The sequence below is a fragment of the Paraburkholderia lebeckiae genome, assembly GCF_050436325.1.
GTDB lineage: Bacteria > Pseudomonadota > Gammaproteobacteria > Burkholderiales > Burkholderiaceae > Paraburkholderia > Paraburkholderia tuberum.
The window spans coordinates 2,076,011-2,102,209 of the sequence record NZ_JBNDLZ010000002.1 but is presented as its reverse complement, the minus strand read 5'-3'; the positions used below and the strand labels follow the sequence as shown (position 1 = coordinate 2,102,209).

Here is a 26,199-nt window from a genome sequence, read left to right as displayed (position 1 = left end):
TCCCGAAAACCCTCACCTCGTGTGCGTGCCGCCAGGATCGGGCTCTCCTTGCCGGTCGCGGCGTTTGCGAAGCCGGCTCGTTTCGCCGCGTGCGGCAACTGGGAGCATGTGATCCCGAATCTCCTCACCTCGAAAATTTTCGCGGATTTTTTCGAGAACCTCGTGCAAACGGATGGTGTCCGGGGCGGGTGAAGACTTTGTCGTGCGGCCTCGCGATCGTTTCGTCGATCGTCGCGTGCTGCTGGCCGACGCACAGTCCGGATCAATAGATGGAATGCCCGCACGGTATTGGACCCGCAAGGCGGCGTGGGCCAGCGACAGGCGCCCCGTCAGCCCTGCTGTCGCTGCATCAAGCTTCCTGTCGTCGGGCGCGCCATTCGATTGCTTGGTGCCTCCGCTGACGATTCAGCCTTCACCGCCGAGAACCTGCCAGCATTAACCACCCAGTTTCGACCTCGAGCTTCGTCCGAAGCTGCCGAAAAAGGGGAGATCCAACCACAGGCAAATCATCACCGCTCCGATGCTCCCGAAAAACCTCACCGTAGCACCGCGGAACGGCACAACACGACACGCGCTCATGCCGCGCCAGTACCGCATTTCTCCAATGCAATCTCCTGAAAAGCCTCACCTTTGACGTTTACGGAGGCCACGGCGCCCCCTCCCAAAGAACTCCTGAAAACTCTCACCTTTGCTGGCGGACAGGCAAAAAACCAATGATTTCCGTGACTTGCGATAATCCCACCTAGCATTTGAACCACCGGGTGTCCCCGTAAAACCTCACCTTAAGCCCGTTTTTTCGCACCGCAGCACTTTCATTGTGTCCCGTGGATCTCCCGGAAAAACTCACCTCTGCAATCAGAGACTCGGTATACCTACGCTCGCAAATCGCCAGTTGCCGGGCATCTCCGGCCGATAACCCGCGTTTCAGTCCCGAATCTCCTCACCGTAACGCGCAGAACCCTATCCAGACCTTCCCGAAAAGCCTCACCTTTGACGAAATCACCGGCCAAATCAGCTCGCGGATCTAGCTGATAAGCCAGCTCCCCCGAATCCCCTCACCTTTCCACTCGCCAGCGGTTCCCGCCGACCAGTCTTTCGGGCAATCGATGTGTCGAAATCCATCCTGGCTCCCGTAAAACCTCACCTCAGCAGTCTGGATGCTCAAAAACAAAGCAAAATTGGACCCCGCGTCCCGAAAAATCTCACCTTCGTTTCACGTTTTCTCCCGCCACGGCTCACCAAAGCGGTTATCCACCCCAAAAAACCGGCAAAAAACCACGCTCGCGAGCCTCCCGAAAGCCCTCACCTTGCTGCTGGCCATACCGAACGGGCACTTTCGAGGGCTGTCGGGTGCTTCGCGGCTGCGAAGTCCCGCAAAACCTCACCTTTGCCCAGACCCCACGTATACGGCGTTTCCTGAACCCGCTCACGTTCCCTCCCGGAGCCGCTCACCGAGCTTCCCGAACCCCATCACTCGAGTTTCCCGCAGACCCTCACCACGTCTCCCGCAAAGCTTCACCTCGCTGGGCTGAAAGCCCCGCCAGATAAGGGTTTGCCGAGTCGTTAACGGTTTTAACAAGGGTTCAAAGGTGTTTATTTTTATTACTCTCAAGCCTTGCACCCGCGAGCCCCGTGAAACACGGGCCCAACACCCCACAGCCATTGCCGATCAATCGTGAAACAGTGCGCGATCATGCGAGAACCAAACAAAATTCTTCTAATACAAGGGCTTATTAGCTATTCTTCGTTTTGTTTCACGGAGAAAAACGGTCCGCGCGTGTTTACCATTGCAATTTGCACGCAAACGCCTGTCGGTATGCGCCAATCCCTTCGCCACCGATAAATCGGTAGCAAACACTACGTAAATTGTTATGATCTATCCAATTCGAGCCACATCGAGGTAAACATGAATCTGGATCAGGAGCGGCAAGCCATTCGCGACGAGCTTGAATCAATGCGTGCGCAGGGCGTGCGCCGCCAGGATCTGTCGCTGCATGCATGCAAACGGCTCTTTTTCGATCTCGGCATCCGACCATCGATGGCGGCCGTTCGCGATCTCACGCAAACCGGCAGCGCGAGCGACATCCCGAAGGACATCGATCATTTCTGGGAGCGCATCCGCAGCGTGTCGCGGGTCAAGGTCGGAGCGGGTGCGATACCAAAGGCACTCGAAGATCGCGCCGGCGAACTGCTGGGCGCGCTATTCGAAGAAGCGGTCGTGCAGGCCAAAGCGTCGCTCGATGGCGAACGTGAGGAGATCCGCGCGCAGATCAGCGCCGCAGATCTGCGCGTACGCGAGGCGGAAATTCGTCGGGATGCGGCCGACGACTCCATCAGGCGCAGCGAAGCGCGCGCCGAAGCCGCGTGGGAGCGGGTTCGCGCACTTGAAACCCAGTTATCGAGCGCGACTACGCACGGCAGCGTTCACCTCGAAGGCATGCAGGCAACCACGCGCCGGCTCGACCAGGAGAACGAGGCGCTGCGGCAACGGCTCGAAAACGAACAGACCACCAATGCTGCGTTGCGCGACCGGGTCGACGCGTTGCACGTCGAATTACGGCAAAGCACGGAGCACTATGCACAGCAGATCAAGGATGCGGTCGCGGAAGCCGAGCGGCGCGTCAAGCCGATGCTGGTCGAACTCGACTCGCTGCGTAGCATGGCCGCGACGTATCAGTCCGGCGTGCGTGACGCGAGCCGCAAGGAATTCGAGTTCATTCAGCAGATTGCCGCCGCCAAGGCACGCGCCGATCGGCTCGACGCGCAGCTGCGCGAGCAGTCGGACGAAGTCGACGCGCTGACGAAAGAAGTCGCCACGCTGCGTGGCCAGCAGGGCATCGATCCGGCCATCGCCGTACTGCTGTGCTCGCTGGTTACTGAGGGGCGGCTCACGAGCAAAGAGTTGAGCCTGATCGGCACCGCGGCTGACGGCCACGTGACGCTGCCCGCGAAATGCCCGAAATGCGAGGAAGGTGAGCCGGAGCTGTCGCAGGTCGATCACCGTTTCGAACTGTTGTGCCCGGAATGCGAGCACTCTTCCGGCCTCGGCGAATCGAGGCTCGCGGCGGTGAACCAGTTCCTGTCGAACGATGGCTCCACCGCGCCGTCGTCCCGCTCTGTCCACGCGATGCGTTAACCAGAGGCGGCCAATCCAACGGAAAAAACTCAAAGGTGAGGAAATTCGGGACCGCGACGGTGAGGTTCTTCAGGGCTCGCCGGCTCCCGCTTTCCGCGTCAAACGCCCGTCACGGCGGGGCTCGGCCAACGGCGCCGAAGCTGGATCCGGCTCCTCTGTCGCGGGCGAATCCTGCTGATCGATCCACGTTTGCCACGCGCGATATAGCCGGTTCGCGGACACCGCCTGCACGAAGCCGAGCCATTGTCCGACCTGTTCGGCCTCCACCCCGCTTTCGAAAAGATCCGCCGCAAACGTGTTGCGCAAGGTCTGCGGACTCGCGCGCGATTGGCGCGATGTGGCAATCCCCGCTGCATCGACGAGCGCATCCACCGCGCGCAGCATCGTGGCCTTATGCATCGGCCTGCCCGACGGCGATGCGGGAAACACAAGCTTGCCGGCCAGTTGCATCAGCTGGCGTTCGGCTAGCCAGGCGTCGAGAATCGCCGTTGCGAACGGCGCGAGTCGCGTGCGCCGCGTCAGCACTGGATTCGCGGACTCGATCGTGACCCACGGCGAGCCCTCTCTCACGCAACTAACCGTAAGCGCTCCCGCTTCGCCCGTCTTCAGTCCTGCGCCCAGAAACACCGCGATCAACGCGCGATCGCGTCGCTCTCTCCAGCGCTGCGCGGTCGACAAAGCCGGCAACGGCGCGAACAGCCGCGCGATCAACGCAGTGCGTTCCGCATGCGTGAGAAACCCCGTCGGCTCATTGTCGCGCGCATTGCGCCACGCGGCTTCCCCGTCCTGAGCGATGAAGCGAGCCGGGTTGGTCGACGCCGATTCGATCTCGCGCACGTGATCGAGCACGCGCTCGATAAGCCGCAAATAGCGGATCCGCTGCGTTCTGCGAATCTCGAGGCTGGCGACGAATTCGGCGATCGCGGGCGTGTCGACCGTCGCGAGGCTTTGTTGCCGCGCGCCAAGCCAATCGAGAAACTGCCCCCACTGCGCCTGATAGACCAACGCCGAAGAGCGACGGAAGTGCTGCTTCGCGAGCCACGCATCGAACGCGACCTGCGGGTCGCGACGCCAGTCTTCGCGTTGCTGATCGAACAGATCGGTAGAGGGCGCGGGACGGGGAACGGGGTCGGACAGATGAGGAGGTGACATGAGCAATCCTTCCGTTAGTTGCACCGTTTGGTCCGCGTATTGTAGGCGCTGACCGCCGCAAGGCCGACCGCGAGGAATGGATGAGGATCGGAGCCATCCCGAGGTGGCGCCGCCATTAGCCGCCCCACGCCCGGGCGCGCTTTAAGGGCGCATCGGCCGGCCGTGGCAGCGCCGCCCGGCGCGCCGCTTCCTCGTACGCATTGACGGCAAACGCAAAGACGGCGGGCAATGCATTGGAGGTGCCGAAATCCACGCCGTCATCGGTTTCTGGATAAGGCAGATCCGACGGGCGCTGGAACAGCCCGAGCATCAGCGCGTCGTGCCGGCCGGCAAAACCGAGATCGGCCAGCGCCTCGGCTTCGATGGCATGGAGCAGACGCCACGTGAGCGGCACCTGCTTGACGATGTAGCGCGCGGCGATGCTGCGCACGATATGTTCGAGATCGCGCGCGGCGGTCTGGAAGCGCAGCGCGGCGAGAGTTTGATCGGTAGGGTCGGTTTTCAGGTTGTTCATTCTCGGCTCCAATCGACACCTGATACTGTACAAACATACAGTATCGAGCGCAACCTGGCCGAACGGCCTAGCCGTGAATCACAACCAGCAGCGCTTTCGCCTCGCTCTTGCCGACGTTGCGGATCGCATGCGGTTCATCCGCGACGTAGCGCGCGGTGTCTGCGACCTTGAGCCGCTTCGTCGCGCCGGCCGCCTCGATTTCGATCGAGCCGTGCAGTACGGTCAGATGCTCGCGCGTGCCTGGCTCGTGCGCGTTCGACACGAGGGCCCCGCCTGGCCGCAGCGTCAATTCGTACCACTCGAACTTGCCGGCCAGCTCGATCGGTCCCCACACACGCAACTGGTATTTCGCTTCATGACCGCTTAGCGTAGGAATATCGTGCGGTCCGGAAACGGCGATTGCCTCGGGCGACTTCGGCGCCGCAAACAGCGAATCGAGGCTTACGCCGAGCGCATTGGTCAGCCGCCATGCAACCGCGATCGTCGGATTGGCCTTGTCGCGCTCGATTTCCGACAGCATCGATTTCGACACGCCGGCCGCGCGCGACAGATCGTCGAGCGTCATGCGCCGCCCGGCGCGCAGCCGTTGAATCTGTTCGCCGACGCGCGGCGGCGCAGCAATCGCCGCATTCGGCGGTAATGCCGCGCTGGCGGAGGTGGGCGCCGTATTGGCCGCGGCGCGGCGTGTACCCGAACTTGCCATTTCCTGACCCATCGTTTAGAGTTGTTCGATATACCGGATTTTAGTTCGGAAAAACGAAAATATCCGATAAAGCTGACAACCGACTATAACAGGCCGCCCTTCCCGCGCGCATGCGAATGCGGGCGCCATCACTCTCAGGAGTCCCGTTCATGCGTGACCAATACCTTGCCCATTTGCGCGGCACCCTCGACCAGATCCGCGCCGACGGCTTCTACAAGAGCGAGCGCGTGATCGCGAGTCCGCAGTCGGCCGACGTGCGTCTTGCCGACGGCAGCGACGTGCTGAACTTCTGCGCAAACAACTATCTCGGTCTCGCCGACGACGCGCGGTTGATCGAAGCCGCCAAGCAAGGCCTCGACAGCGACGGCTTCGGGATGGCGTCGGTGCGCTTCATCTGCGGCACGCAAACCGTGCACAAGCAACTCGAAGCGGCGCTCGCCGCGTTCCTGCAAACCGACGACTGCATTCTCTACTCGAGCTGCTTCGACGCGAACGGCGGCCTGTTCGAAACGCTGCTCGACGAAAACGACGCGATCATCAGCGACGAGCTGAATCACGCGAGCATCATCGACGGCGTGCGGCTGTCCAAGGCGAAGCGCTTTCGCTACAGGAACAACGACCTCGGCGATCTCGAAGCGCGCCTGCAGGAAGCCGATGCGGCGGGCGCGCGCTTCAAACTGATCGCGACCGACGGCGTGTTCTCGATGGACGGCATCATCGCGAACCTCGCCGGCATCTGCGATCTGGCCGACAGGTACGGCGCATTGGTGATGGTCGACGACTCGCACGCGGTCGGCTTCATCGGTGAACACGGTCGCGGCACGCCCGAGCATTGCGGAGTGATGGCGCGCGTCGACATCATTACCGGCACGCTCGGCAAGGCGCTCGGCGGCGCATCGGGCGGCTACGTCGCGGCGCGCAAGGAAGTCGTCGAGCTGTTGCGCCAGCGCTCCCGCCCGTATCTGTTCTCGAACACGCTGACGCCGAGCATCGCGGCGGCGTCGCTGAAGGTACTCGAATTGCTCGCCAGCGATGAAGGCGCGCAGCTGCGCGCACGCGTGCGCGAAAACGGCGCGCATTTCCGCCGCGCGATGAGCGCGCTCGGCTTCACGCTCGTGCCGGGCGAACATCCGATCATTCCGGTGATGCTCGGCGACGCGCAACTCGCGGGAAAGATGGCCGATGCGCTGCTGAAGCAAGGCGTCTACGTGATCGGTTTTTCGTTCCCGGTGGTGCCGCGTGGCCGCGCGCGCATCCGCACGCAGATGAGCGCCGCGCACACGCCGGAGCAGATCGACCGTGCCGTCGAGGCGTTCGCGCGCGTCGGTCGCGAGCTCGGCGTCATCACCGCGTGATCGCGCGTGATTCGAATGGAGAAGCAGATGAAAGCATTGGCAAAACTCGAACGCGGGCGGGGCCTCACGCTGACCGACGTGAAGAAGCCCGAAGTCGGTCATAACGACGTGATGATCCGCATCACGCGCACCGCGATTTGCGGCACCGACATTCATATCTGGAAGTGGGACGACTGGGCGCAGAAGACGATTCCGGTGCCGATGCACGTCGGCCATGAATACGTCGGCGAAATCGTCGAGATGGGGCAGGAAGTGCGCGGCTTTGCGATCGGCGATCGGGTGTCGGGCGAAGGACACATCACCTGCGGCTTCTGCCGCAACTGTCGCGCGGGCCGCCGGCATCTGTGCCGCAACACGATCGGCGTCGGCGTGAATCGCGAGGGCGCGTTTGCCGAATACTTGGTGATTCCGGCCTTCAACGCGTTCAAGATCCCGCCTGAAATCTCCGACGATCTCGCCGCGATCTTCGATCCGTTCGGCAACGCGACGCATACGGCGCTGTCGTTCAACCTCGTCGGCGAAGACGTGCTGATTACCGGCGCTGGGCCGATCGGCATCATGGCGGTGGCGATCGCCAGGCACGTCGGCGCGCGCAACGTCGTGATCACCGATGTCAACGACTATCGCCTCGAACTCGCGCGCAAGATGGGCGCGACGCGCGCGGTGAACGTGTCTCGCGAATCGTTGCGCGACGTCATGCACGATCTGCACATGACCGAGGGCTTCGACGTCGGACTCGAAATGTCGGGCGTGCCGAGTGCTTTTACGGGCATGCTCGAAGCGATGAACCACGGCGGCAAGATCGCGCTGCTCGGCATTCCACCCGCGCAAACCGCGATCGACTGGACCCAGGTGATCTTCAAAGGCCTTGAAATCAAGGGCATTTATGGGCGCGAGATGTTCGAGACCTGGTACAAGATGGTCGCGATGCTGCAAAGCGGCCTCGATCTGTCGCCGATCCTCACCCACCATTTCAAGGTCGACGACTATCAGGAAGCCTTCGCGACGATGCTCTCCGGCGAAAGCGGCAAGGTGATTCTCGACTGGACCTCTGCCTGAGTCGGCACCTCACCGTCTGAACGCTGACGCCCGCAGCGCGCTTACGCGCCTGCGGGCGTTTTCACGAACTCGGCCTGGATGCGCACGTGAATATCGTCGCCGACGGCCGGATACCAGGTAGATAGACCGAACTTCGCGCGGCTGAAATGACCGTCCGCGGAAAAGCCAAGCGTGTCCTTTTTCGTCAGCGGGTCGGGCGCGAAGCCGTTGAACGTGACGTCGAGCGTGACCGGCTGCGTGACGCCGCGGATCGTCAGATCGCCGCTCAGCGTGCCGCGCGCTTCGCCGGTGCGCTCGAAACGCGTGCTCGCGAAGCGGATCTGCGGATAGCGCGCGACGTCGAGCATGCTGTCGCTTTTCACCATCTTGTCGAGCAGCGGCACGTTCGTGTCGATGCTCGCGGCGTCGATCGCGACCGACGCCGTGCTGCGGTCGAGGCCGCCGTCGTTCCAGTCGAGTTCCCCCTGCTTGCGATCGAAACGCATCGTAAAGCGCGTGTATTTGAAGTGATCGATATCGAACGTGATGCTCGTATGGTCCTGATCGATGTCGTAGCGTCCGGGCGGCACGCGCGCCTCGTTCTGACTGACCGAATGCGTGAGCACCTGGATCGGCGTGCAGGCCACCGCGCCCAGCAGCGTTGCGCCGAGCAGCGCGCGTACCCACGCGGTGCGAACGGAGGATGGTTTCATCGAAGCGATTCCGGTTGAACGATGATCAAGCGATCGCCATCAAGATAGCAGCAAGCGCACCCACAGTGCCGCAGGGCGAAGAAAAACTTGACGAGGGAGAATGATCGTTCTACCTTTTCGTCCATGACACACGAAACGATTCCGACTGCCCCGAACGACGCGGCCCAGCCCGGCACGGCGCGCGAACGCCTGCTCGATGCCGCCGAGGCGCTTATCTACGTCGGCGGCATCCATGCAACAGGCGTCGATGCGATCGTGCGGCAGTCCGGCACCGCGCGCAAAAGCTTTTACACGCATTTCGAGTCGAAAGATGCGCTAATCGCGGCCGCGCTCGAACGGCGCGACGAGCGCTGGATGAACTGGTTTATCGCCGGCACGCAACGGCGCGGCAAGGGCGCGCGCAGACGCCTGCTCGGCATGTTCGACGTGCTGCGCGAGTGGTTCGCATCGGCGGATTTTCATGGCTGCGCGTTTCTGAACGCGGCCGGCGAAATCGAATCCGCCGACGATCCGATCCGCGTCGTCGCGCGCAAACACAAGGCACGGCTGCTCGGTTTCGTGCGTGCCGAATGCGACGCGTTCGTCGTGGAAGCCGAAATCGATGCGCGTCGCGCGGCGCCGCTCGCGCGGCAATGGCTCGTGCTGCTCGACGGCGCGATCGCGGTGGCGCTCGTGAGCGGCGAAGCCGATGCGGCGCTCGACGCGCAGGCGGTTGGCAAGACCTTGCTCGATACGGCAGCGAAACCCGCCGCAACCAAACGGCCGCCATCGCGGCGCACCATAACCTGACCGAGGAACCATCATGGCCGATACGATCGAAGCCCGCCCGCCGCTGCCGCCATTCACTCGCGATACCGCGATCCAGAAAGTGCGGGCCGCGGAAGATGCCTGGAACACCCGCGAACCCGAGCGCGTATCGCTCGCGTACGCGACGGATAGCGTGTGGCGCAACCGCGCCGAATTCGTGCATGGCCGCGCGGAGATCGTCGGCTTTCTGCGCCGCAAGTGGGCGAAGGAGCTCGACTATCGGCTGATCAAGGAACTGTGGGCGTTCACCGACAATCGCATCGCGGTGCGCTTCGCGTACGAATGGCACGACGATTCGAACAACTGGTTCCGCTCGTATGGCAACGAGAACTGGGAGTTCAACGAGCATGGTCTGATGGCGCATCGTCACGCAAGCATCAATGATCTGCCGATCCGCGAAGCCGACCGCTTGTATCGCTGGCCGCTCGGCCGGCGGCCCGACGATCACCCCAGCCTGTCCGATCTCGGTCTGTAGACGTTCCCACCACATTCATCGACGGCGGCGCACCCGATGCGCGCCGCGAACTTCTTCACCGCTTGTTCATCACGGCGCCATCGGTTCTCCGTTATCGTGGCGGTTCCGGCTGCGGGGGCACGTCGCGTGCCCGGCCGGCCGAGCGAGTCTCAACATCGACCGCACGGCTTCAGGTACAGTGCGCGACGGGCGGCACGCGGATCGCCAGAACACCATGACACCGGCGCTCGACCGGTGACGGAGAAGAAATGCACTTCAGGCAGATGAACAAGAATATCCGGCGCGCCGCGGTGGCGCTTTTCGCCAGCTTCGCGGCGGTCTCCGCGGCGCACGCGGGCAACTGGTGTGACGGCGGTGTATGGGTCGACGCGATGCTCGGCTCGTATCACATCAACCCCGATCCCGATACGCACTTCGAGCAGTTCAATCCCGGGCTTGGCGTCGAATGCTGGCTGAACAACCAGTGGGCGCTGACGGTCGGCGGCTTTCGCAACTCGCTGCGTCGGCCGTCCTACTACGGCGGCGGCGTGTGGGCGCCGGAGTTCGCGCATTGGGGCATCGTTCGGATCGCGGCGATCGGCGGGATCATCTCTGGCTATAACTACGGCAACTGGGGTCTCGGTAGCAATCACACGATCGGCCCGGTGGTCGCGCCGATCGTGATGCTCGAATACAAGCGCGTCGGCGCGAACTTCATCGTCATTCCGCCGATCCCATCGGACAATCTGCCCTTTACGATTGGTTTTCAGCTGAAGGTAAAGTTCTGACGGAGCCCCAAGCAACGTGGGCGATCGCCCTCAGGTGAGGTTTTTCGGGAGCCAAAGGCTTCCGTTCTACCCGGATTGAGCAATTGCCGCGAGCGCGAGGTCTCGAATGCGGGGCCGACCTCCTGGAACTCCTCACCATGGCGCACAAAGCGTCGTTCTCTCGACTCCTGGAAATCCTCACCATCCTGCAAGACCTCACCTCAACAGGCTCGCTTCAACTTTTAGCCCTGCATTCCAGCGTGTTTTTCGCGCACTGGACACCGACGCGCTCCGCGCTCGCTGGTCCGAAACGCAATCGTTCACCGCAACGCTGAAGCCAGCGAAGCACGTGCTGCGCGCTTCGACGCACCTCATCCCCATCGCCGTTCCGACGCACACCGCGTGAGCCGTCGCGCATCCCGCCCACTGCTCCCGAAAACCCTCACCGTAGTGCCACCTCCTGGAACTCCTCACCATTCGCGCGTCGGTCGATCCGGGCCTCGCCCATGCACGCCATTCATATCGACCATTTTTGGCCCGAATTTGACCGCGTTTATCGCCGCTCATATCGTGCAGCCATGTCGTCCGGATGTGATTCGCCCCGCTGCGTAGAGCCATCGTCATGCGGGAACCTCAATCTTCGTTCTCCCTGAGCCATGAACTCTGACGCCGTGAATTCCGATCTGAGCGCCCCGCTCGCATCACGCCGATCCGCCGCCGCGACGAGCGGCGTACGACGCGCGGTCACGACCGCCGTGCTGGGTCAAATCCTCGAATGGTATGACTTCTTCCTGTATGGAACGGCCGCGGCGCTGGTATTCGGCAAGCTGTTCTTCCCCGTGGGCAGCGATCCGCTCACCGGCACCATCGCCGCGTTCGGCGGCTTCACGGTCGGCTTCATCGCGCGGCCGATCGGCGGCGTGCTGTGCGGACATCTCGGTGACCGCTACGGGCGCAAGCTCGTGACGATGCTGACGCTGTTCGCGATGGGCACGGCGACTATGTTGATGGGCGTGCTGCCCACTTACCAGCAGATCGGCCTCGCCGCGCCGGCGCTGCTCGTGTGTCTGCGCATCGTGCAGGGGCTCGCCGCGGGCGGCGAATGGAGCGGCAGCATCCTGCTGATCCATGAGAACGCGCCGCAATCGAAGCGCGGCGCGCTCGCCGCATGGAGTCCGTGCGGCGCGGCGCTCGGCTTCGTGCTGTCGACCGGGGCGTTCCTGCTGGTGCAGAACCTGTCGTCTGCCGATTTCCTGAGCTGGGGCTGGCGCATTCCGTTCCTCTGCAGCGCCGCGCTCGTCGCACTGGGCTTGTGGATGCGCCGCTCGGTCGGCGAAAGCGCCGCGTTCGTTCGAGCGAAGGCAACGCGTCGCGACACCCGCATGCCAGTGATCGAAGTGTTGCGGCAATGTCCTCGTGAAGTGCTGACGATCTTCGGTTTGCGCTTTGGCGAAGGCGGTGCGTCGTACATCTTCTTCGCGTTCTCGATCGCGTATGGCCAGTTCCTCGGCATCAAATCGAGCTGGATCCTCGGCGGCCTGACTCTTTCGATGCTGCTGATGATTCCGTTCTCGCTGTTCTTCGGCTACCTGACCGACAAGGTCGGACGCAAGCCCGTGTATCTCGCCGGCTCGATTGCGTTGGTGCTCGTCGCATGGCCGTATTTTGCGCTGCTCGGCTCCGGCGAATACTGGAAAGTGATCACGGCCCTCGTGCTGGCGAACAGCCTCACGCTCGGCATCCTCGAAGGCGCGCAGCCCGCGTTCATCAGCGAACTGTTGCCGGTACATCTGCGCTTCTCGGGGCTTGGCATCGGGCGCGAAATCTCCTCGGTGCTCGGCGGCGGCCTGTCGCCGATGATCGCCACGGCGCTGCTCGCGCACTATCGCAGCGCGACGCCGGTCGCTCTGTACCTCGGCGTGCTCGGCGTGATCACCGTGATCGCGACGCTGCTCGCCCGGGAGACCTATCCGAAAGCGATGCGCATCGAAGCGCATCAGGAAACCGAATGACATCGTTCACATCACTGACTCAAGAGGTAACGCGCATGCACGCCGTTCATACCGCCAGCGCCCGCGCTTGCACTGCCGACGCACCCATCATCGACACGCAGGAGGACTACCCCGAATACACGGGCCCGCTGTCGCTCGATGACCTGATCACCGAAGTCGAGCGTCGCCGCGACGAGTTCGATGCGGTTTCACACGTCCCGCGCGACATGATCGTGAAGATGAAGCTCGCGGGCATCTTCCGCGCGAGCACGCCGAAACGCTTCGGCGGCGACGCGCTGCCGCCGCCACAGTTTCTGGCGATGCTCGAACGCATCGCGATCGCCGATGGTTCGGCCGCATGGGTCGCGGCCTTTGGCTCCGCGAACACGTATCTTGCGTCGCTGCCGGTCGAGACTCAGGCCCGCATCTACGCGTCCGGTCCAGACCAGGTTTTCGCGGGCGGCCTGTATCCCCTGCAACCGGCCGAGCGTGCGCCCGGCGGCTACGTCGTGTCGGGTCAATGGCGTTTCGCGAGCGGCTGCAAGGGCGCGGACTGGATCGGCGTCGGCATCGGTGGCGCGCCGGGCCAGGTCGGCGACGCGAACGCGGGCAAGCCGTTCACGGCCGTGTTTCCGGCGAGCGAAGTCGAGATCGTCGACAACTGGAACGTGGTCGGCATGCAAGGCACCGGGAGCCACGATCTGCGCCTGAAAAACAAGTTCGTCGACGAGCAATGGACCTTCGTGCGCGGCGGTGCGCCGCTGATCGACGAGCCGCTCTACCGCTACCCCGCCGTCGCATATCAGGCGCAGGTGCATGCGGCGGTGAACCTCGGGCTCGCGCGCGCGGCGCTCGACCTGCTGGCCGGTATGTCCGGCGTAACCAGAACGACGACCGGCGCGCCGCGTCTTGCCGACCGCGCGTACTATCGCTCGGGTCTCGCGCAGGCGGAAGCGAATCTGCGCAGCGCGCGCGCGTTCTTCTTCGAGTCGGCGCAAACTTCGTGGCGCACGGTCATGGCGGGCGACCCCGTGTCGCCCAGCGAGGCCAATCTGCTGCGGCTCTCCGCGACGCATGCCGCGCATACGTGCGCCGAGGTGGTCATGCAGGCGTACAAGATGGCTGGCATCGGTGCGATCTATCGCGAGAGCCGCATGCAGCGGATGGTGCGCGATTCGATCGTCGTCACGCAGCACGCGTTTCTCGGCGAAGGCACCTACGACGCGTCGGGCGCGCTGTTCGTCGGCATACCGCCGGTCACGCCCTATCCCTGAGCGACGTAGGAGCGACTGTCATGACACACGACGAAACGCGCACGCACTTCCGCGACGCGATGGCTTGCCTCGGCGCGGCCGTCAACATCATCACGACCGATGGTCCGCGCGGGCGCTGCGGCATCACCGCGAGCGCGGTCTGTTCGGTGACCGATACGCCACCGACCATGCTGGTGTGCATCAATCAATCGAGCTATGTGCATGACGTGATGCACGAAAACGCGAACCTGTGCATCAACATCCTTGGCGCGCACTGCCAGGACCTGGCGCGCGTGTTCGCGGGCATGACGGGTTGTTCGATGGACGCGCGTTTCGATCAATGCGCGTGGCAGCCGGGAGCGCTCGGCGCTCCGGTGCTTGGCGACGCGCTCGCGAGCCTCGAAGGACAGATCGTCGACAGCAGGACAGTGGGCTCGCACTCGGTGATGTTCGTGCGGATCGACCGGATCGCCACGCGCGATGACGGCGATGGCCTCGTGTACTTCGGCAGGCAGTTCCACCGGCTTGTGCGTGCCGGTGTCGCGGCTTGCGAGGCGGCATGACGATGCAGGTCTGTCTCTTTCTGATCGGCACGAGCGACGCGCGGCAGTCGCTCACGGACCCGCCCGCGCTGCTGCGGGCCGCCACGCAAGTCGCGGGGCTGCGCAAGCTGATCGTGCACGAGCCGATCGCGGGACAGGTCGATGCGCGTATCGCGCCGGCGGCCGATGCGCCGTCGTGCGTGCTGCAGTGGTACTTCGACGAACTCGAGCCGCTTGAAGCCGCGCTCGAACCTGACGGCGCGATCGCGCACGCGTTGCATTCGGCCATGCGCGCCGAATTCAGCCCGCGAAGCTTCTCGCAGCAGGTGATGGCCGTGCGCATCTTCGCGCCACCGCAGGCTGCGTCGGTCGAAGACAACGCGCAACGCTGCACCTATCTGGTCGCATACGAAGGCGTCGCGCAAGACTTCAACGCGTGGCTTACGCACTATCTAGCGCATCATCCGCCGTTGATGCTGCAATTGCCGGCGCTGCGCGAAATGGAGATCTACACGCGCATCGACAGCCGCAGCGGTTTGCCGTTTGCGCGCGCGAGCGCGATGCAACGCAACAAGGTCGTGTTCGACGATGCGAGCGCGCTCACCGATGCGCTCGCGTCGCCGGTGCGCGATGCGATGCACCGCGACTTCCACGCGCTGCCGCCGTACAGCGGGGCGACGCCGCATTTTGCAATGCGCAGCATCTACGGTAACCTCGCCGCATATTGAGCGGCGCGTCGCGCGGCCAGCGACATGCCTTGGTTTGCGAGAGCTGCCCATGAACAAGCTGAATCCCGGCATCGCCGATCTGAATCTTCTGCGCGTGTTCCTCGCGATCTGGGACCTGCGCAGTCTGACGGCGGCCGGCGATCGGCTCGGTCTCACGCAACCGGCGGTCAGTCATGCGCTGCGCCGCCTGCGCACTCTGTTCGAAGACCCGCTGTTTTCGCGCACGCCCAACGGCATGGTCCCCACCGATGCCGCGTACCGCCTTTATCCGCCGCTCGCGCAAGCGTTCGCGATCATCAACGAAGCCGTGCAGCAGCTGGCGAAGTTCGAGCCGTCGACCGCGCGACGGGTGTTTCGCGTGTCGATGTCGGACATGTCGGAGTTCTACTTCTTGCCCCCGCTCGTCGCGCTGCTCGATCGCGAAGCTCGCGGCATCCGCATCGAGGTTGCCAATGTGCCGGTCGAGTCGGTCAGCGCGGCGATGCGCGTCGGCGAAGTCGATCTCGCGCTCGGCTATGTGCCGGGTCTCGACGCGGGCTGCGTGAGCCAGACGCTGTTCGTCGACGAGCACGTGTGCGTGGTGCGCGCCGGTCATCCGTTGCGCAAGACGAGGCCGAGCCGCGAAGATCTGACCGCGCTACGCTACGTGTACGCAAGCACCAATGCGACCGGGCATCGGATGGTCGAGCAATGGCTCGACGAGCTGAACCTGAAGCGCGAGGTCGTGCTGCGGCTGCCGCATTTCGTCGTCGCGCCCGAGATCGTGATGAATACCGATCTTGCCGTGATCTTTCCGAAAAGCATCGCGAAGCGCTTCAACCGCGGCAAGGCGTTCCGGATTCTGCCGCTGCCGTTTCCGCTGCCGCCGATCGAAATCCAGGTGCACTCCCACTCGCAGTTCGCGGCGGACCCCGGCATCGCGTGGCTGCGCGAGACCATCCATACGATGTTTCATCAGCCGGCACGCTGAGCGCCCGTGACCTTGCCCGCGGGTGCCCGGGAACGCCGGGCATATTAGCTGTACTGATACCCGCCCTGCTTTTCGGCTAATTTGACGCCACTACCTGTCGCCTCGACACTGCGTATCGTGCGAAGCCTTTTCTGAAAGGCCGCACTCCCCCCATTCAGATGCGAGCAGACATGTCCTCAGTTCAATCCCCGATCACGGCCGAGCGCGCCACGGCAGAGTCGAATCGCGCACTCAGGAAAATCATCATTGCGTCGGTGGCCGGCAACGCGATGGAGTGGTACGACTTTTTCGTGTACGGCACCGCGGCTGCGCTCGTGCTCGGCCAACTGTTCTTTCCCGCGCACGCGGACCCGCTGATCGGCACGATCGGGGCGTTTGCCGCGTTTGCGATCGGCTTCGTCGCGCGTCCGCTGGGCGGCATCGTGTTCGGGCATATCGGCGACCGCTATGGACGCCGCGCGTCGCTCGTCTGGACGCTGCTGATCATGGGCTTTGCGACCTTCGGCATCGGTTTGTTGCCGACCTATGAGCACGTCGGTCTGGCCGCCCCCGCGGCGCTCGCGGGCTTGCGCTTGCTGCAAGGCATCGCATCAGGTGGCGAATGGGGCGGCGGCGTGCTGATGATCAGCGAGAACGCTCCGCCCGAAAAACGCGGCTATTTCGCGGCGTGGAGTCAGCTCGGCGTGGGCGGCGGTTTCGTGCTGTCGGCGGGCGCGTTCCTCGCGGCGCAAGCGCTGCCTCACGATCAGTTCATGTCATGGGGATGGCGTCTGCCGTTTCTCGCGAGCATCGTGATTTTCGCGCTCGGCGTGTACATCCGTCACAACCTGCCGGAGAGCCGCGACTTCGAGAACGCGGAGAAAGCCGGCAAGACCGCGCATATGCCGGTGCTCGAAGCGATCAAGCGTCACCCGAAAGAGATCCTGATGGCGATGGGTCTGCGGGTCGCGGAAAACGGCGGCGCCTATATCTTTCTCGCGTTCTCGCTCGTGTACGGCAAGTTCGTCGGCATTTCGAATTCGGTGATGCTGACCGGCGTGATGCTCGCGATGGTGGTCGAAATGGGCGCGATGCTCGCGTGGGGCAAGCTGTCGGACCGCGTCGGGCGCAAGCCGGTGTATATGATCGGCGCGGTGTCGCTCGCGGTGATGGCGTTTCCGTTCTTCTGGCTGCTCAACACGCAATCCACGCCGCTGATCTGGCTCGCGCTCGTGCTCGGCACGGCCGTCTGCCACGGCGCGATGATCGGCACGCTGCCCGCGCTCGTCGGCGAACTGTTCAGCACCGAAGTCCGCTATTCGGGCGTGGCGCTCGGTCACGAGGTCGCGTCGATCTTCGCGGGCGGCCTGTCGCCGCTGATCGCGACCGCGCTGCTCGCGCACTACCAGGCCTACTGGCCGGTTGCCGTGTTCCTGATCTTGCTCGGTCTCGTTACCGTCGTCACGCTGAAGTTCACGCACGAAACGCGTCAGCCGTAATGCTTCGCCTGCCTGGCGTGCAAGCCTTCGCGCGGTGACGTGTATCGCGCGAAGGCTTCGCTTTGGCCCGCGCAGTCTGAGGTAAAGGAGTGCGGTAACATGGCACTCCCCCAAGACCCGGTCCTCATGTCAGCGCATGAAAGTCGACACCACCACCGTTCGTCTCGTCGTCGCGATGGTCGAAGAGGGCAGCATCTCGCGGGCGGCCAACCGGCTGGGGCTCGCGGTGGCGGCGGCGTCGCGGCGCGTGTCGGATCTCGAGGAGCAACTCGGCACGAAGCTCTTCAGGCGCGTACCGCACGGCGTGGAAATGACCGAGTCGGGTGGCAAGCTGCTCGGCTATCTGCAGCAGGTCGACACGCTGGTGGACCGGCTCGCGAGCGAGGCGCAGGCACTCGTGAGCGGGTTCGACGGACGCATCGTGATCGGCGCGCCGAAAGCCGTGATCATCGAGTTTCTCGCCGCGGATATCGCCGCGATCCGGAATGCCTATCCGGGCATTTCGCTGAAGATCGTCGAAGAGAACAGCCGCATCGTGCAGCAGATGTTGCGCGACAAGATGATCGACATCGGCATCTACGAAAAGAAGAGCGGCTTTCTCGATCTGCCGCAAATGCGCTATCGCGAGGACCGGCTGGTGCTCGTTTATAGCCGCGCACATTTCCATCTTGATCCGCAGCCGGTCACGCTCGACGCCTTGCTCGAGCTTCCGCTCGTCAGCCTCGGCAAGGGCTCGGCAATCCTTGCCGCCGTGCAGCGCGCGTTTCACAGCCGCGGCCGCCGCTTCGATTGCGACTATCTCGTCAATGGTTTCGACACGATGCTCGCCGTCGTGCGGCACGGGCTCGGCGTGGGTCTGATGCCGCCCGACGTGTTGCGCAGCTTCCATCCCGAGGACGGCCTCGGCATCGTCGAGCTCGCGGGTGACTGGCATCAACGTAGCTACGTACTGTCTTGCGTGGAAGGACATGCGCAGGCGCAGACGCTGCGCAACGTCGAAGCCGCGCTCACGGCCGGACGGCGCGTGGCCGGCCGCTGAAGCGCGGGCGCAGCAGTTCCTGCGCTCGACGCCCTCAATTGCAAAGCACCCCCTTCGTCTTTTGCGAAACCAGGTATGACCGTCGCATTCTTGCGGCGGCACCCTCGCGTGCGCGACAGTTGACGCACGCCAACACGGTGCTGCAACGGCCGGCCGCGCGACAGCGGCCCGGCAGGAAAAACAGGAGACGACATGACGCAAAGCCACGCCCAAACACCATCCAGCGACGACGCGGAAACGAACGACTGGCCTTTGCCGCTACAAGGCATCCGCGTGCTCGACGTCAGCCAGGTGATGGCCGGCCCGTTCGCCTGCATGATGCTCGCCGATCTCGGCGCGGACGTCATCAAGGTCGAACCCCTCGAAGGCGACCAGACGCGCGGCGCCATGGGCTTCAAGATGAAAGGCCCGGACAGCATGGGATTTCTCAACATGAACCGCAACAAGCGCTCGGTCGCGCTGGACCTGAAGACCGATGAGGGGCGCGAGTTTTTCTACAAGCTGGCCAGGACCGCCGACGTGATCGTCGAGAACTATCGGCCCGGCGTGGTCCAGCGGCTGCGGATCGACTACGAGACGATCCGTGAAATCAATCCGAAGATCGTCTATGCGAGCATTTCGGGCTTCGGTCAGAGCGGCCCGTGGTCGCAACGTCCCGGCTTCGACTTGATGGCACAGGCGATGTCCGGCGTGATGAGCGTGACCGGTTACAAAGGCGGCAAGCCCGTGAAAGCCGGCGTGCCGGTGGCCGACATCGGCTGCGCGCTGTTCGCCGTGTACGGCGTGCTTTCCGCCTATATCGGCGCACAGAAAACCGGGCAGGGGCAGCACGTCGACGCGTCGCTGTTCGATTCGGCGATGGCCTTCTCGATCTGGGACATGTCGGATTACTGGGGAACGGGTGTCGAGCCGACACCGCTTGGGACCAGCAACAAGATGAGCGCGCCGTACCAGGCCGTGAAGGCTCGCGACGGTTACTTCGTGATGGGCGCAACCAACCAGAAGCTGTGGTCGCGTCTTTGCGTACTGCTGGAGCGGACCGATCTGCTGACGAATCCCGAGTTCGAGACCGTTTCGCTGCGCCTGAAGAACCGCGAGGCGCTGATCGAATCGCTCGAGAAGTCGTTCGGCCAGCGCGACTGCGAGGCATGGATCGAGACGATGCTGGCCGCGGGCATTCCCGCCGGACCGATCCTGTCATATCCGCAAGCCTTCGGCAGCGAACATGCGCAGTATCGCCGCATGTGCATGGAGATCGACCATCCGGTTGAAGGCAAGGTCAAGAACATCGGCTTTCCGGTCAAGATGCTCGGTACGCCGCAGCGCGTGCGACGCCATCCGCCGCGGTTGGGCGAGCACAACGACGAGCTGTACGCAGAGATCAACGGGGCCGCGAAATGAGCGAAGCGACGAGTGAGAAAGTCAGGCTCGAACGTCTGACGGAGTCGGTCGCGCAGATCGTGATCGACCGCCCCGAGCGGCACAACGCGATGTCGATTCCGATGTACGAGACCTTGCTGGCATTGATCGACCGATGCCGCGCGGACGAAACCGCAGGTTGCATCGTTCTACGCGGCGCGGGCGGCAAGTCCTTTATCTCGGGCACCGACATCGACTACTTCCGCGACTTTACGGCGGGCTCGCAGGGCGTCGAATACGAAGCGCTCGTCGAGCAGGTGATCGACGCGGTCGAACGCATTGCGGTGCCCACCGTCGCCGCGATCGACGGTTGGGCCGTGGGTGGCGGACTCGCCATCGCTACCGCGTGTGACTTCCGCATCTGTGCGGAGGGCTCGCGCTTCGGCGCGCCGATCGCAAAGACGTTATCGAACACGCTGTCGTCACGCAATCTCGCGCGGCTCGTGGCGGCATTCGGCGTGCCGCGCGTGAAGAAGATGCTGCTGCTCTCCGATTTCCTCAGTGCCGCCGAAGCGCACGCGTGCGGCTATGTGTATGACGTCACGGCGAAGGAACAGGTCGGCAACGCGGCGTGCGCGCTCGCCGAGCGGCTCGTTGCGCTATCGCCCGTGACGCAGCATGCGGTCAAGGAGAGCTTGCGGCGCATCGTGATCGATCAAAGCCTCGCAGACGAGGATCTCGTCGAGCAGGTGTACGGCAGCCAGCGGTTCCGCGACGCCGTCGCGGCCTTCGGCTCGGGAACGCCGAAAGGCTGAGCGTCCCGGATCGCACGCGCAATCGCGTGGCTTCACCACAAAAAATAAACCGCGTCTGGAGGACGACACATGAAACGCCTGTCGCTGAAGGCCACCACCACCGTGCTGGTGATGCTGTGCCTGATGTATTTCATCACCTATGTGGATCGCGTCAACATCAGTACGGCAGCGGGGCAGTTCAAGAGCGAGCTCGGCCTCAGCAATACGCAGCTCGGCATCATTTTTTCGGCATTCGCGTATCCGTACGTGATCTTCCAGTTTGTCGGCGGATGGGTCAGCGACCGCTTCGGCGCGCGCCGCACGCTGCTTGCATGTGCCGCAATCTGGGCCGTGGCGACCGCGCTGACCGGCATGGCGGGCGGTTTCACTTCGCTGATCGCGGCGCGCCTGCTGCTGGGTCTCGGCGAAGGCGCGACGTTTCCGGCCTCGACCAGCGCGATGGCCTCGTGGATCGCCCGTGACAAGCGCGGCATGGCACAGGGCATCACGCACTCGTCCGCGCGGCTGGGCAACGCCATCGCACCGATGCTGGTCCTCACGCTGATGACCGCGTTCAACTGGCGCCTTTCGTTCTATCTGCTCGGTGCAATGAGCGCCGTCTGGCTGGTCCTCTGGTATCTGACCTACACGGAGCGTCCCGTCGATCACCCGCGCATCACGCGCGCCGAACTCGATAAACTGCCGCCTCCCAAGACGCGTCCGGTCGATCCGCGCGGCACGTGGATGCGCCTGTATAAACGCATGGCACCGATCTCGGCGGTGTACTTCTGCTACAACTGGATCCTGTGGCTGATGCTCGACTGGATGCCGCTGTACTTCATGCATTCGTTCCACCTGAACATCAAGAAGGCCGTGGTGTTCACCTCGGGCGTATTCGTGGCGGGCGTGATCGGCGATCTCGTCGGCGGCATGGTGAGCGACCGCCTGTTGCGCAGGACCGGCAACGTCAAGCTTGCGCGCAGCTATCTGGTGGCCTCGTGCATGGCGTTGACCGCGCTGTCGCTGGTTCCCGTCGTGCTGCTGCACGATCCGATGATTTCGCTGATCTTCCTTGGCGCGGCGATGTTCTTCAACGAAATGAACATCGGCCCGATGTGGGCGATCCCGATGGACGTCGCCTACGACCGCTCCGGCACGGCCAGCGGCATCATGAGCGGCACCGGCTTCACTGCGGCGATCGTGAGCCCAGTCATCGCCGGGTTGGTCGCCGACCGGTTGCACAGCTGGGATCTGACGTTCGTACTGTCGATCGGCGTGATGCTCTTCGGCATCGTGCTGAGCTTCTTCATGAAACCGAACATACCGTTTTCGAATGACGCGACGCAGCCGCGCAGCGAATCGCAACGCAAGGAGGACGCGCTGTCGGGCGCTTGACACTTCAGCATAAAATAAATCGTATTGATGCAAGCACGGTTTTTTAATCTATTTTGCTTATCCGATGCGGGGCGCTAGTCTCGGCATATCGTCCCCCAGGAATACATCGGAAGGCAATCATGCAAGCTTCAACCCTGAAAGTCCGCGTCGACGCCTTGTGCGAAGAAGCGCACGGGGTCCGCTCGTTCAGCATTTCGCGGCTCGATGGGCTGCCGTTCGAGCGCTACGAACCCGGCGCCCATATCGACGTCACGAGTCCTTCGGGCGTCACGCGGCAATACTCGTTGTGCGGCGACCCGGAATGTATCGAGTCGCAGATTTTCGCGGTGAAGAAGGAGGAGCAATCGCGCGGCGGCTCGCGCTCGCTTCATGAAGAGGTGAGCGTCGGCACCGAGCTGTCGGTCGGCGCGCCGCGCAACCTTTTTCGTCTCGAAGAAAGTGCGGACGAGCACATCCTGATCGGCGCGGGCATCGGCATTACGCCGTTGCTGTCGATGGCTTATCGGCTCGCCGCGCGGCACGCGCGCTTCACGCTGCACTATTTCGCCCGCAGCGAGGCGCACGCGGCCTTCATGACGCTGCTCACGCGCGAGCCGTTCGCACGGCACGTGAAGCTGCATTTCGGCGTGCAGCCCGAGGAGCTGAAACCCGCGCTCGATGCGTGCCTGCTCGATGCAGGCGCGAACGCGCATGTCTACACGTGCGGTCCCTCGCCGTTCATGGATTTTGTCGTAGCGAGCGCTCAGCAACGCTTGCCCGCGGAGGCGATTCATCTCGAACGTTTCAAGGCGGAGCCGGCTCCCGTGGCCGAAGCATCGCTCGATAGCTTCGACGTGCAATTGGCGAGCAGCGGTCAGACAGTGCGAGTCGATGCGAACACGTCGATCGTCGACGCGCTCGCGTCGATCGGTATCGAAGTGGACACGTCATGCGGCGAAGGCGTGTGCGGTACCTGCATGGTCGATGTGGTCAGCGGCGAGCCCGAGCATCGCGATCACTGCCTGAGCAAGGCCGAGCGTGCAAGCAATAGCGTGATCTGCTGCTGCGTGTCGCGCTCGCGAACCCCCGTGCTCGTGCTCGACCTCTGATTCACCTGCGCGCCATCACATTTTCTCGAATCCCGCGAGGATCTCGGTGATGAGGCCGCGCATCCACGCGATGCCTTCGTCTTCGTGGAAGTGCTCGTGCCAGTGCATCGTCACGGCGGCCTTCGGCAGTGGCACGGGCAGTGCATAGATCCGGAACGCGTCGCCGCGGTTGAGGATATGCGCGAGCCGTTCGGGCAGCGTCGCGAGCAGATCCGTCGCGGCCAGCACGCCAGGCACCGCGACGAAGTGCGGCAACGCGAACGCGATATTGCGGCCGACGCCTTGCGCGCGCAGCGCATCGTCGAGCGCATGGTGGCTATGTTCGAGCGAGCGCACCTGGATGTGCGACGCGGTCAGAAACCGGTCGAGCTTCAGCGTGTCACCGCTCGGCAGGTCGCGGCGCTTGCGCGTCATGCACACATACGATTCCTCGAACAGCAGGCTATGCCGCGTGCGCGGCAGCAGCGACGGCAGATTGCCGATCGCGAAGTCGAGCCGGCTCGAACGCAGCGCCTCCTCGATCTCCTCCACAGGCAATGGCTCGACGACCAGCTTCACGCGCGGCGCGGACTTCTGCAGCGCCGCGCACAGCGCGGGCAGATACGCCATTTCGCCCGCATCCGATAGCGACAGACGAAACGTGCGCGTGCTCGTCGTCGGATCGAAACGTTCCGCGTAACGCAGCGCCTGACGCACGGTGTCGAGCGCGTGGCCAACGATTTCCGCGAGCTCGAGCGCGACGGGGGTCGGCTGCATACCCGCGCGCGTGCGGATAAAGAGCGGATCGTCGAACATCGTGCGCAGACGGCCGAGCGAGTAGCTAACCGCGGGCTGCGACAGCGCGAGGCGTTCGCCCGCTTTCGTCAGGCTGCGCTCCTCGACGATCGCCTGAAACACTCTCAGCAGATTGAGATCGACGTGGTCGATGGAGGTCATGGGGTCTCTTGTGATATCAGCCGAACTTATTCGGCAACCTGTTTTTAATCGATTTGACGCATGATCGTCGCAAAGCGAGACTGATGTCAACGAGAGGATGCGCTGATGTGTTGCACGCGACTCGTCGCGTCGATGTGCGTCTTCATTCCAACCACGCAACCGTCCCCCGCATACGATGAGTACGCCGACCTATCAAACCATCGACACCAGCGCTTTAGCCAGGCGCGCCGAGGCCGATCGCATCGCGCCTTCCCTGTACTACGATCCCGAGCTGTTCGAAGTCGAACTGGAGCGCGTTTTCTACAAGACGTGGATCTGGGTCGCGCATGACAGCGAGCTGCCGAAGCCTGGCGATTTCATCACGACGACGATCGGCCGGCAGCCGGTGATCGTCGTGCGCGACAGGAGCGGCGCGGTCAACGTGCTGCAAAACCGCTGCCGGCATCGCGGCGCGACCGTGTGCGAAGAGCACAAGGGCAATGCGAAGGGCTTCACGTGCCCGTATCACAGCTGGTCTTATGCGCTCGACGGCACGCTGCGCGCTCTGCCGTACGGCGACGGTTACGAAGGCGTATGCGAAAAGGGCGATCTGCCGCTGAAAAAGCTGCGCGTGGGCGTCTATCAAGGCCTCATTTTCGCGAGCTTCAACGAAGCGATCGAACCGCTCGAAGACTTCCTCGGCGGCGCGAAGCCGTGGATCGACCTGTTCATGAAGCAGGGCGCGGGCTATCCGATCAAGGCCAACGGCGAGCACAAGTTCAAGTTCAAGGGCAACTGGAAGATCCAGCTCGAAAACACGACGGATCTGTACCACTTCCCGGTCGTGCACAAGTCGTGGATGAAGTCGATCGACGACGAGACCGCCGCCGCGATCACCAGCTTCATGACGAGCGACCAGGCATTCTGCCGCTCGCTCGGCAACGGTCATAGCCTCGCGGTGCTGATGCCCGAGATCGTTGATCTGGACCGCGACGATGGCGCGCCGCTGCCCGAGCGCTTCAGCGAACTCGCCGCGCAACTTGCGCAAAAGCACCCGCCGGAAGAAGTGCGCCGCATCGTTCGCTCGCTGATGGGCGTCGGCTTCAACCTGAACCTGTTCCCGAATCTCGCGCTGTCGATGGCGTTCTTCCGCGTGCTGCGGCCGATTTCCGCCGAGGAAACGGAGATTCGCCACGTCGCGCTCGCGATGGACGGCGGTCCTGAAGAAGCGAACCGCGTGCGACTGCGCATTCACGAGCACTTCCAGGGCCCGTTCGGCTTCGGCAGTCCCGACGACGCCGAAGCGTGGGAGCGCGTGCAGCGCGGCTCGCATGCGGGACCGGACGTACCGATCCTCGTCAATCGCGGTCTGAATCGCGAAACGACCGCCGCGAACGGCGAGAAAACCGCCCACGCAACCGATGAAACCGGCATGCGCGAAGCCTACAGGCAATGGCGCGCAATGATGGAGCAGGCATGATGGACGACAGAAACGCACTCTTTTCCCACCAGACGTTTGCGCGCGCCGATCGAGTTCATCTGGCGCGAAGCCGAATTGCTCGATCGACGCGACTATCGCGAGTGGCTCGAGTTATGGGACCCGGCGGGCCACTACGTGGTGCCGATCGATCCGAACACGACCGATTACGCGGCAACGCTGAACTACGCATACGATGATCAGCACATGCGCGAGCTGCGCGTGCAGCGCATGACATCGGGCTATTCGGCATCCGCGTCGGATGCCGCGCGCACGGTGCGCACGGTGTCGCGCTTCACGCTCGCGAGCGATAGCGCGGACGTGGTCGAAGTGAAGTCGTCGCAGATCATCATCGCGTACAAGCGCGGCACGTCGACGATCTTCGCCGCCGATCTGACGCACAAGATCAGCATGGCGAGCGGCGAGCCGCGTCTCGTCGAGAAAGTGATCCGCCTGATCGATTCCACCGATGCGCTGAGCGCGATCGGCTTCCTGCTCTGACCGGTCATCATGCCGACACTCGAAGTCTAT

Annotated in this window: 23 protein-coding genes and 1 pseudogene; 19 read left to right on the top strand and 5 right to left on the bottom strand. The window is 63.5% G+C overall.

From position 1 onward, the window contains the following. Window positions 1-1,906: 1,906 nt before the first annotated feature. A complete protein-coding gene (locus OKW44_RS12785) occupies window positions 1,907-3,136 on the top strand; it encodes a DNA-binding protein (RefSeq protein WP_018424022.1) in 1,230 nt (409 codons plus the stop codon). Window positions 3,137-3,205: 69 nt separating this feature from the next. Here the strand turns inward: OKW44_RS12785 and OKW44_RS12780 are convergent, their stop codons facing one another. From OKW44_RS12780 to OKW44_RS12770, 3 genes are all read right to left on the bottom strand, one after another. Beyond that, window positions 3,206-4,288 carry a tyrosine-type recombinase/integrase gene (locus OKW44_RS12780; protein WP_018424023.1) on the bottom strand — a complete coding sequence of 361 codons (1,083 nt, stop codon included), beginning with the start codon at window positions 4,286-4,288 and terminating at the stop codon, window positions 3,206-3,208. A gap of 115 nt (window positions 4,289-4,403) precedes the next feature. Next, window positions 4,404-4,802, bottom strand: a complete 399-nt coding sequence (locus tag OKW44_RS12775; protein WP_018424024.1) for a DUF2471 family protein — start codon at window positions 4,800-4,802, stop codon at window positions 4,404-4,406. Between the two features lie 67 nt (window positions 4,803-4,869). Then, window positions 4,870-5,517: a helix-turn-helix domain-containing protein gene (locus tag OKW44_RS12770; protein WP_018424025.1), complete on the bottom strand. Its 648-nt coding sequence runs from the start codon at window positions 5,515-5,517 to the stop codon at window positions 4,870-4,872. Between the two features lie 137 nt (window positions 5,518-5,654). Between OKW44_RS12770 and OKW44_RS12765 the strand changes: the two genes are divergently transcribed. Further along, entirely contained in the window at window positions 5,655-6,860 is a 1,206-nt protein-coding gene (locus tag OKW44_RS12765; protein ID WP_018424026.1) for a glycine C-acetyltransferase, read from the top strand. 27 nt (window positions 6,861-6,887) lie between these two features. After that, window positions 6,888-7,919, top strand: a complete 1,032-nt coding sequence (gene tdh / locus OKW44_RS12760) for an L-threonine 3-dehydrogenase (protein WP_026226446.1) — start codon at window positions 6,888-6,890, stop codon at window positions 7,917-7,919. Window positions 7,920-7,960: 41 nt separating this feature from the next. On the opposite strand, the gene OKW44_RS12755 is transcribed toward tdh, so the two are convergent. After that, window positions 7,961-8,611, bottom strand: coding sequence for a YceI family protein (locus OKW44_RS12755; protein WP_018424028.1), 651 nt, complete (start codon window positions 8,609-8,611; stop codon window positions 7,961-7,963). Between the two features lie 123 nt (window positions 8,612-8,734). Here OKW44_RS12755 and OKW44_RS12750 point away from each other — a divergent pair, with 123 nt between their 5' ends. The 14 genes from OKW44_RS12750 (at window position 8,735) to OKW44_RS12685 (ending at window position 23,276) form a co-directional block, all read left to right on the top strand. Next, a complete protein-coding gene (locus tag OKW44_RS12750; RefSeq protein ID WP_018424029.1) occupies window positions 8,735-9,400 on the top strand; it encodes a TetR/AcrR family transcriptional regulator in 666 nt (221 codons plus the stop codon). A 13-nt stretch (window positions 9,401-9,413) separates the two neighbouring features. Beyond that, a complete protein-coding gene (locus tag OKW44_RS12745; protein ID WP_018424030.1) occupies window positions 9,414-9,893 on the top strand; it encodes a nuclear transport factor 2 family protein in 480 nt (159 codons plus the stop codon). Between the two features lie 248 nt (window positions 9,894-10,141). Continuing rightward, window positions 10,142-10,660 (top strand): hypothetical protein, encoded by a 519-nt coding sequence (locus OKW44_RS12740; protein ID WP_018424031.1) that lies wholly within the window; start codon window positions 10,142-10,144, stop codon window positions 10,658-10,660. 635 nt (window positions 10,661-11,295) lie between these two features. Further along, entirely contained in the window at window positions 11,296-12,651 is a 1,356-nt protein-coding gene (locus tag OKW44_RS12735) for an MFS transporter (protein ID WP_018424032.1), read from the top strand. A gap of 35 nt (window positions 12,652-12,686) precedes the next feature. Continuing rightward, window positions 12,687-13,904 (top strand): acyl-CoA dehydrogenase family protein, encoded by a 1,218-nt coding sequence (locus OKW44_RS12730; RefSeq protein ID WP_035472151.1) that lies wholly within the window; start codon window positions 12,687-12,689, stop codon window positions 13,902-13,904. A 20-nt stretch (window positions 13,905-13,924) separates the two neighbouring features. Continuing rightward, entirely contained in the window at window positions 13,925-14,446 is a 522-nt protein-coding gene (gene hpaC / locus OKW44_RS12725) for a 4-hydroxyphenylacetate 3-monooxygenase, reductase component (RefSeq protein WP_018424034.1), read from the top strand. 2 nt (window positions 14,447-14,448) lie between these two features. Continuing rightward, a complete protein-coding gene (locus tag OKW44_RS12720; protein WP_026226448.1) occupies window positions 14,449-15,153 on the top strand; it encodes an EthD family reductase in 705 nt (234 codons plus the stop codon). A 49-nt stretch (window positions 15,154-15,202) separates the two neighbouring features. After that, window positions 15,203-16,123: a LysR family transcriptional regulator gene (locus OKW44_RS12715; protein ID WP_018424036.1), complete on the top strand. Its 921-nt coding sequence runs from the start codon at window positions 15,203-15,205 to the stop codon at window positions 16,121-16,123. A gap of 170 nt (window positions 16,124-16,293) precedes the next feature. After that, entirely contained in the window at window positions 16,294-17,601 is a 1,308-nt protein-coding gene (locus OKW44_RS12710) for an MFS transporter (RefSeq protein ID WP_018424037.1), read from the top strand. Window positions 17,602-17,737: 136 nt separating this feature from the next. Next, window positions 17,738-18,640 (top strand): LysR family transcriptional regulator, encoded by a 903-nt coding sequence (locus tag OKW44_RS12705; protein WP_018424038.1) that lies wholly within the window; start codon window positions 17,738-17,740, stop codon window positions 18,638-18,640. Window positions 18,641-18,832: 192 nt separating this feature from the next. After that, window positions 18,833-20,041 (top strand): CaiB/BaiF CoA transferase family protein, encoded by a 1,209-nt coding sequence (locus tag OKW44_RS12700; RefSeq protein ID WP_018424039.1) that lies wholly within the window; start codon window positions 18,833-18,835, stop codon window positions 20,039-20,041. Beyond that, window positions 20,038-20,814: an enoyl-CoA hydratase gene (locus tag OKW44_RS12695; RefSeq protein ID WP_018424040.1), complete on the top strand. Its 777-nt coding sequence runs from the start codon at window positions 20,038-20,040 to the stop codon at window positions 20,812-20,814. Before OKW44_RS12700 ends, OKW44_RS12695 begins: the two co-directional genes overlap by 4 nt. 69 nt (window positions 20,815-20,883) lie before the next feature. Beyond that, window positions 20,884-22,188: an MFS transporter gene (locus tag OKW44_RS12690; RefSeq protein WP_018424041.1), complete on the top strand. Its 1,305-nt coding sequence runs from the start codon at window positions 20,884-20,886 to the stop codon at window positions 22,186-22,188. 119 nt (window positions 22,189-22,307) lie between these two features. Further along, a complete protein-coding gene (locus OKW44_RS12685; protein ID WP_018424042.1) occupies window positions 22,308-23,276 on the top strand; it encodes a PDR/VanB family oxidoreductase in 969 nt (322 codons plus the stop codon). 15 nt (window positions 23,277-23,291) lie between these two features. Here the strand turns inward: OKW44_RS12685 and OKW44_RS12680 are convergent, their stop codons facing one another. Next, window positions 23,292-24,212 (bottom strand): LysR family transcriptional regulator, encoded by a 921-nt coding sequence (locus tag OKW44_RS12680; RefSeq protein WP_018424043.1) that lies wholly within the window; start codon window positions 24,210-24,212, stop codon window positions 23,292-23,294. 175 nt (window positions 24,213-24,387) lie between these two features. On the opposite strand from OKW44_RS12680, the gene OKW44_RS12675 reads away from it, so the two are divergent. Both OKW44_RS12675 and OKW44_RS12670 read left to right on the top strand, forming a co-directional pair. Continuing rightward, window positions 24,388-25,671, top strand: a complete 1,284-nt coding sequence (locus OKW44_RS12675) for an aromatic ring-hydroxylating oxygenase subunit alpha (protein WP_018424044.1) — start codon at window positions 24,388-24,390, stop codon at window positions 25,669-25,671. Next, a pseudogene (locus tag OKW44_RS12670) lies at window positions 25,668-26,169 on the top strand (aromatic-ring-hydroxylating dioxygenase subunit beta). Before OKW44_RS12675 ends, OKW44_RS12670 begins: the two are co-directional and overlap by 4 nt. Window positions 26,170-26,199: the final 30 nt, after the last annotated feature.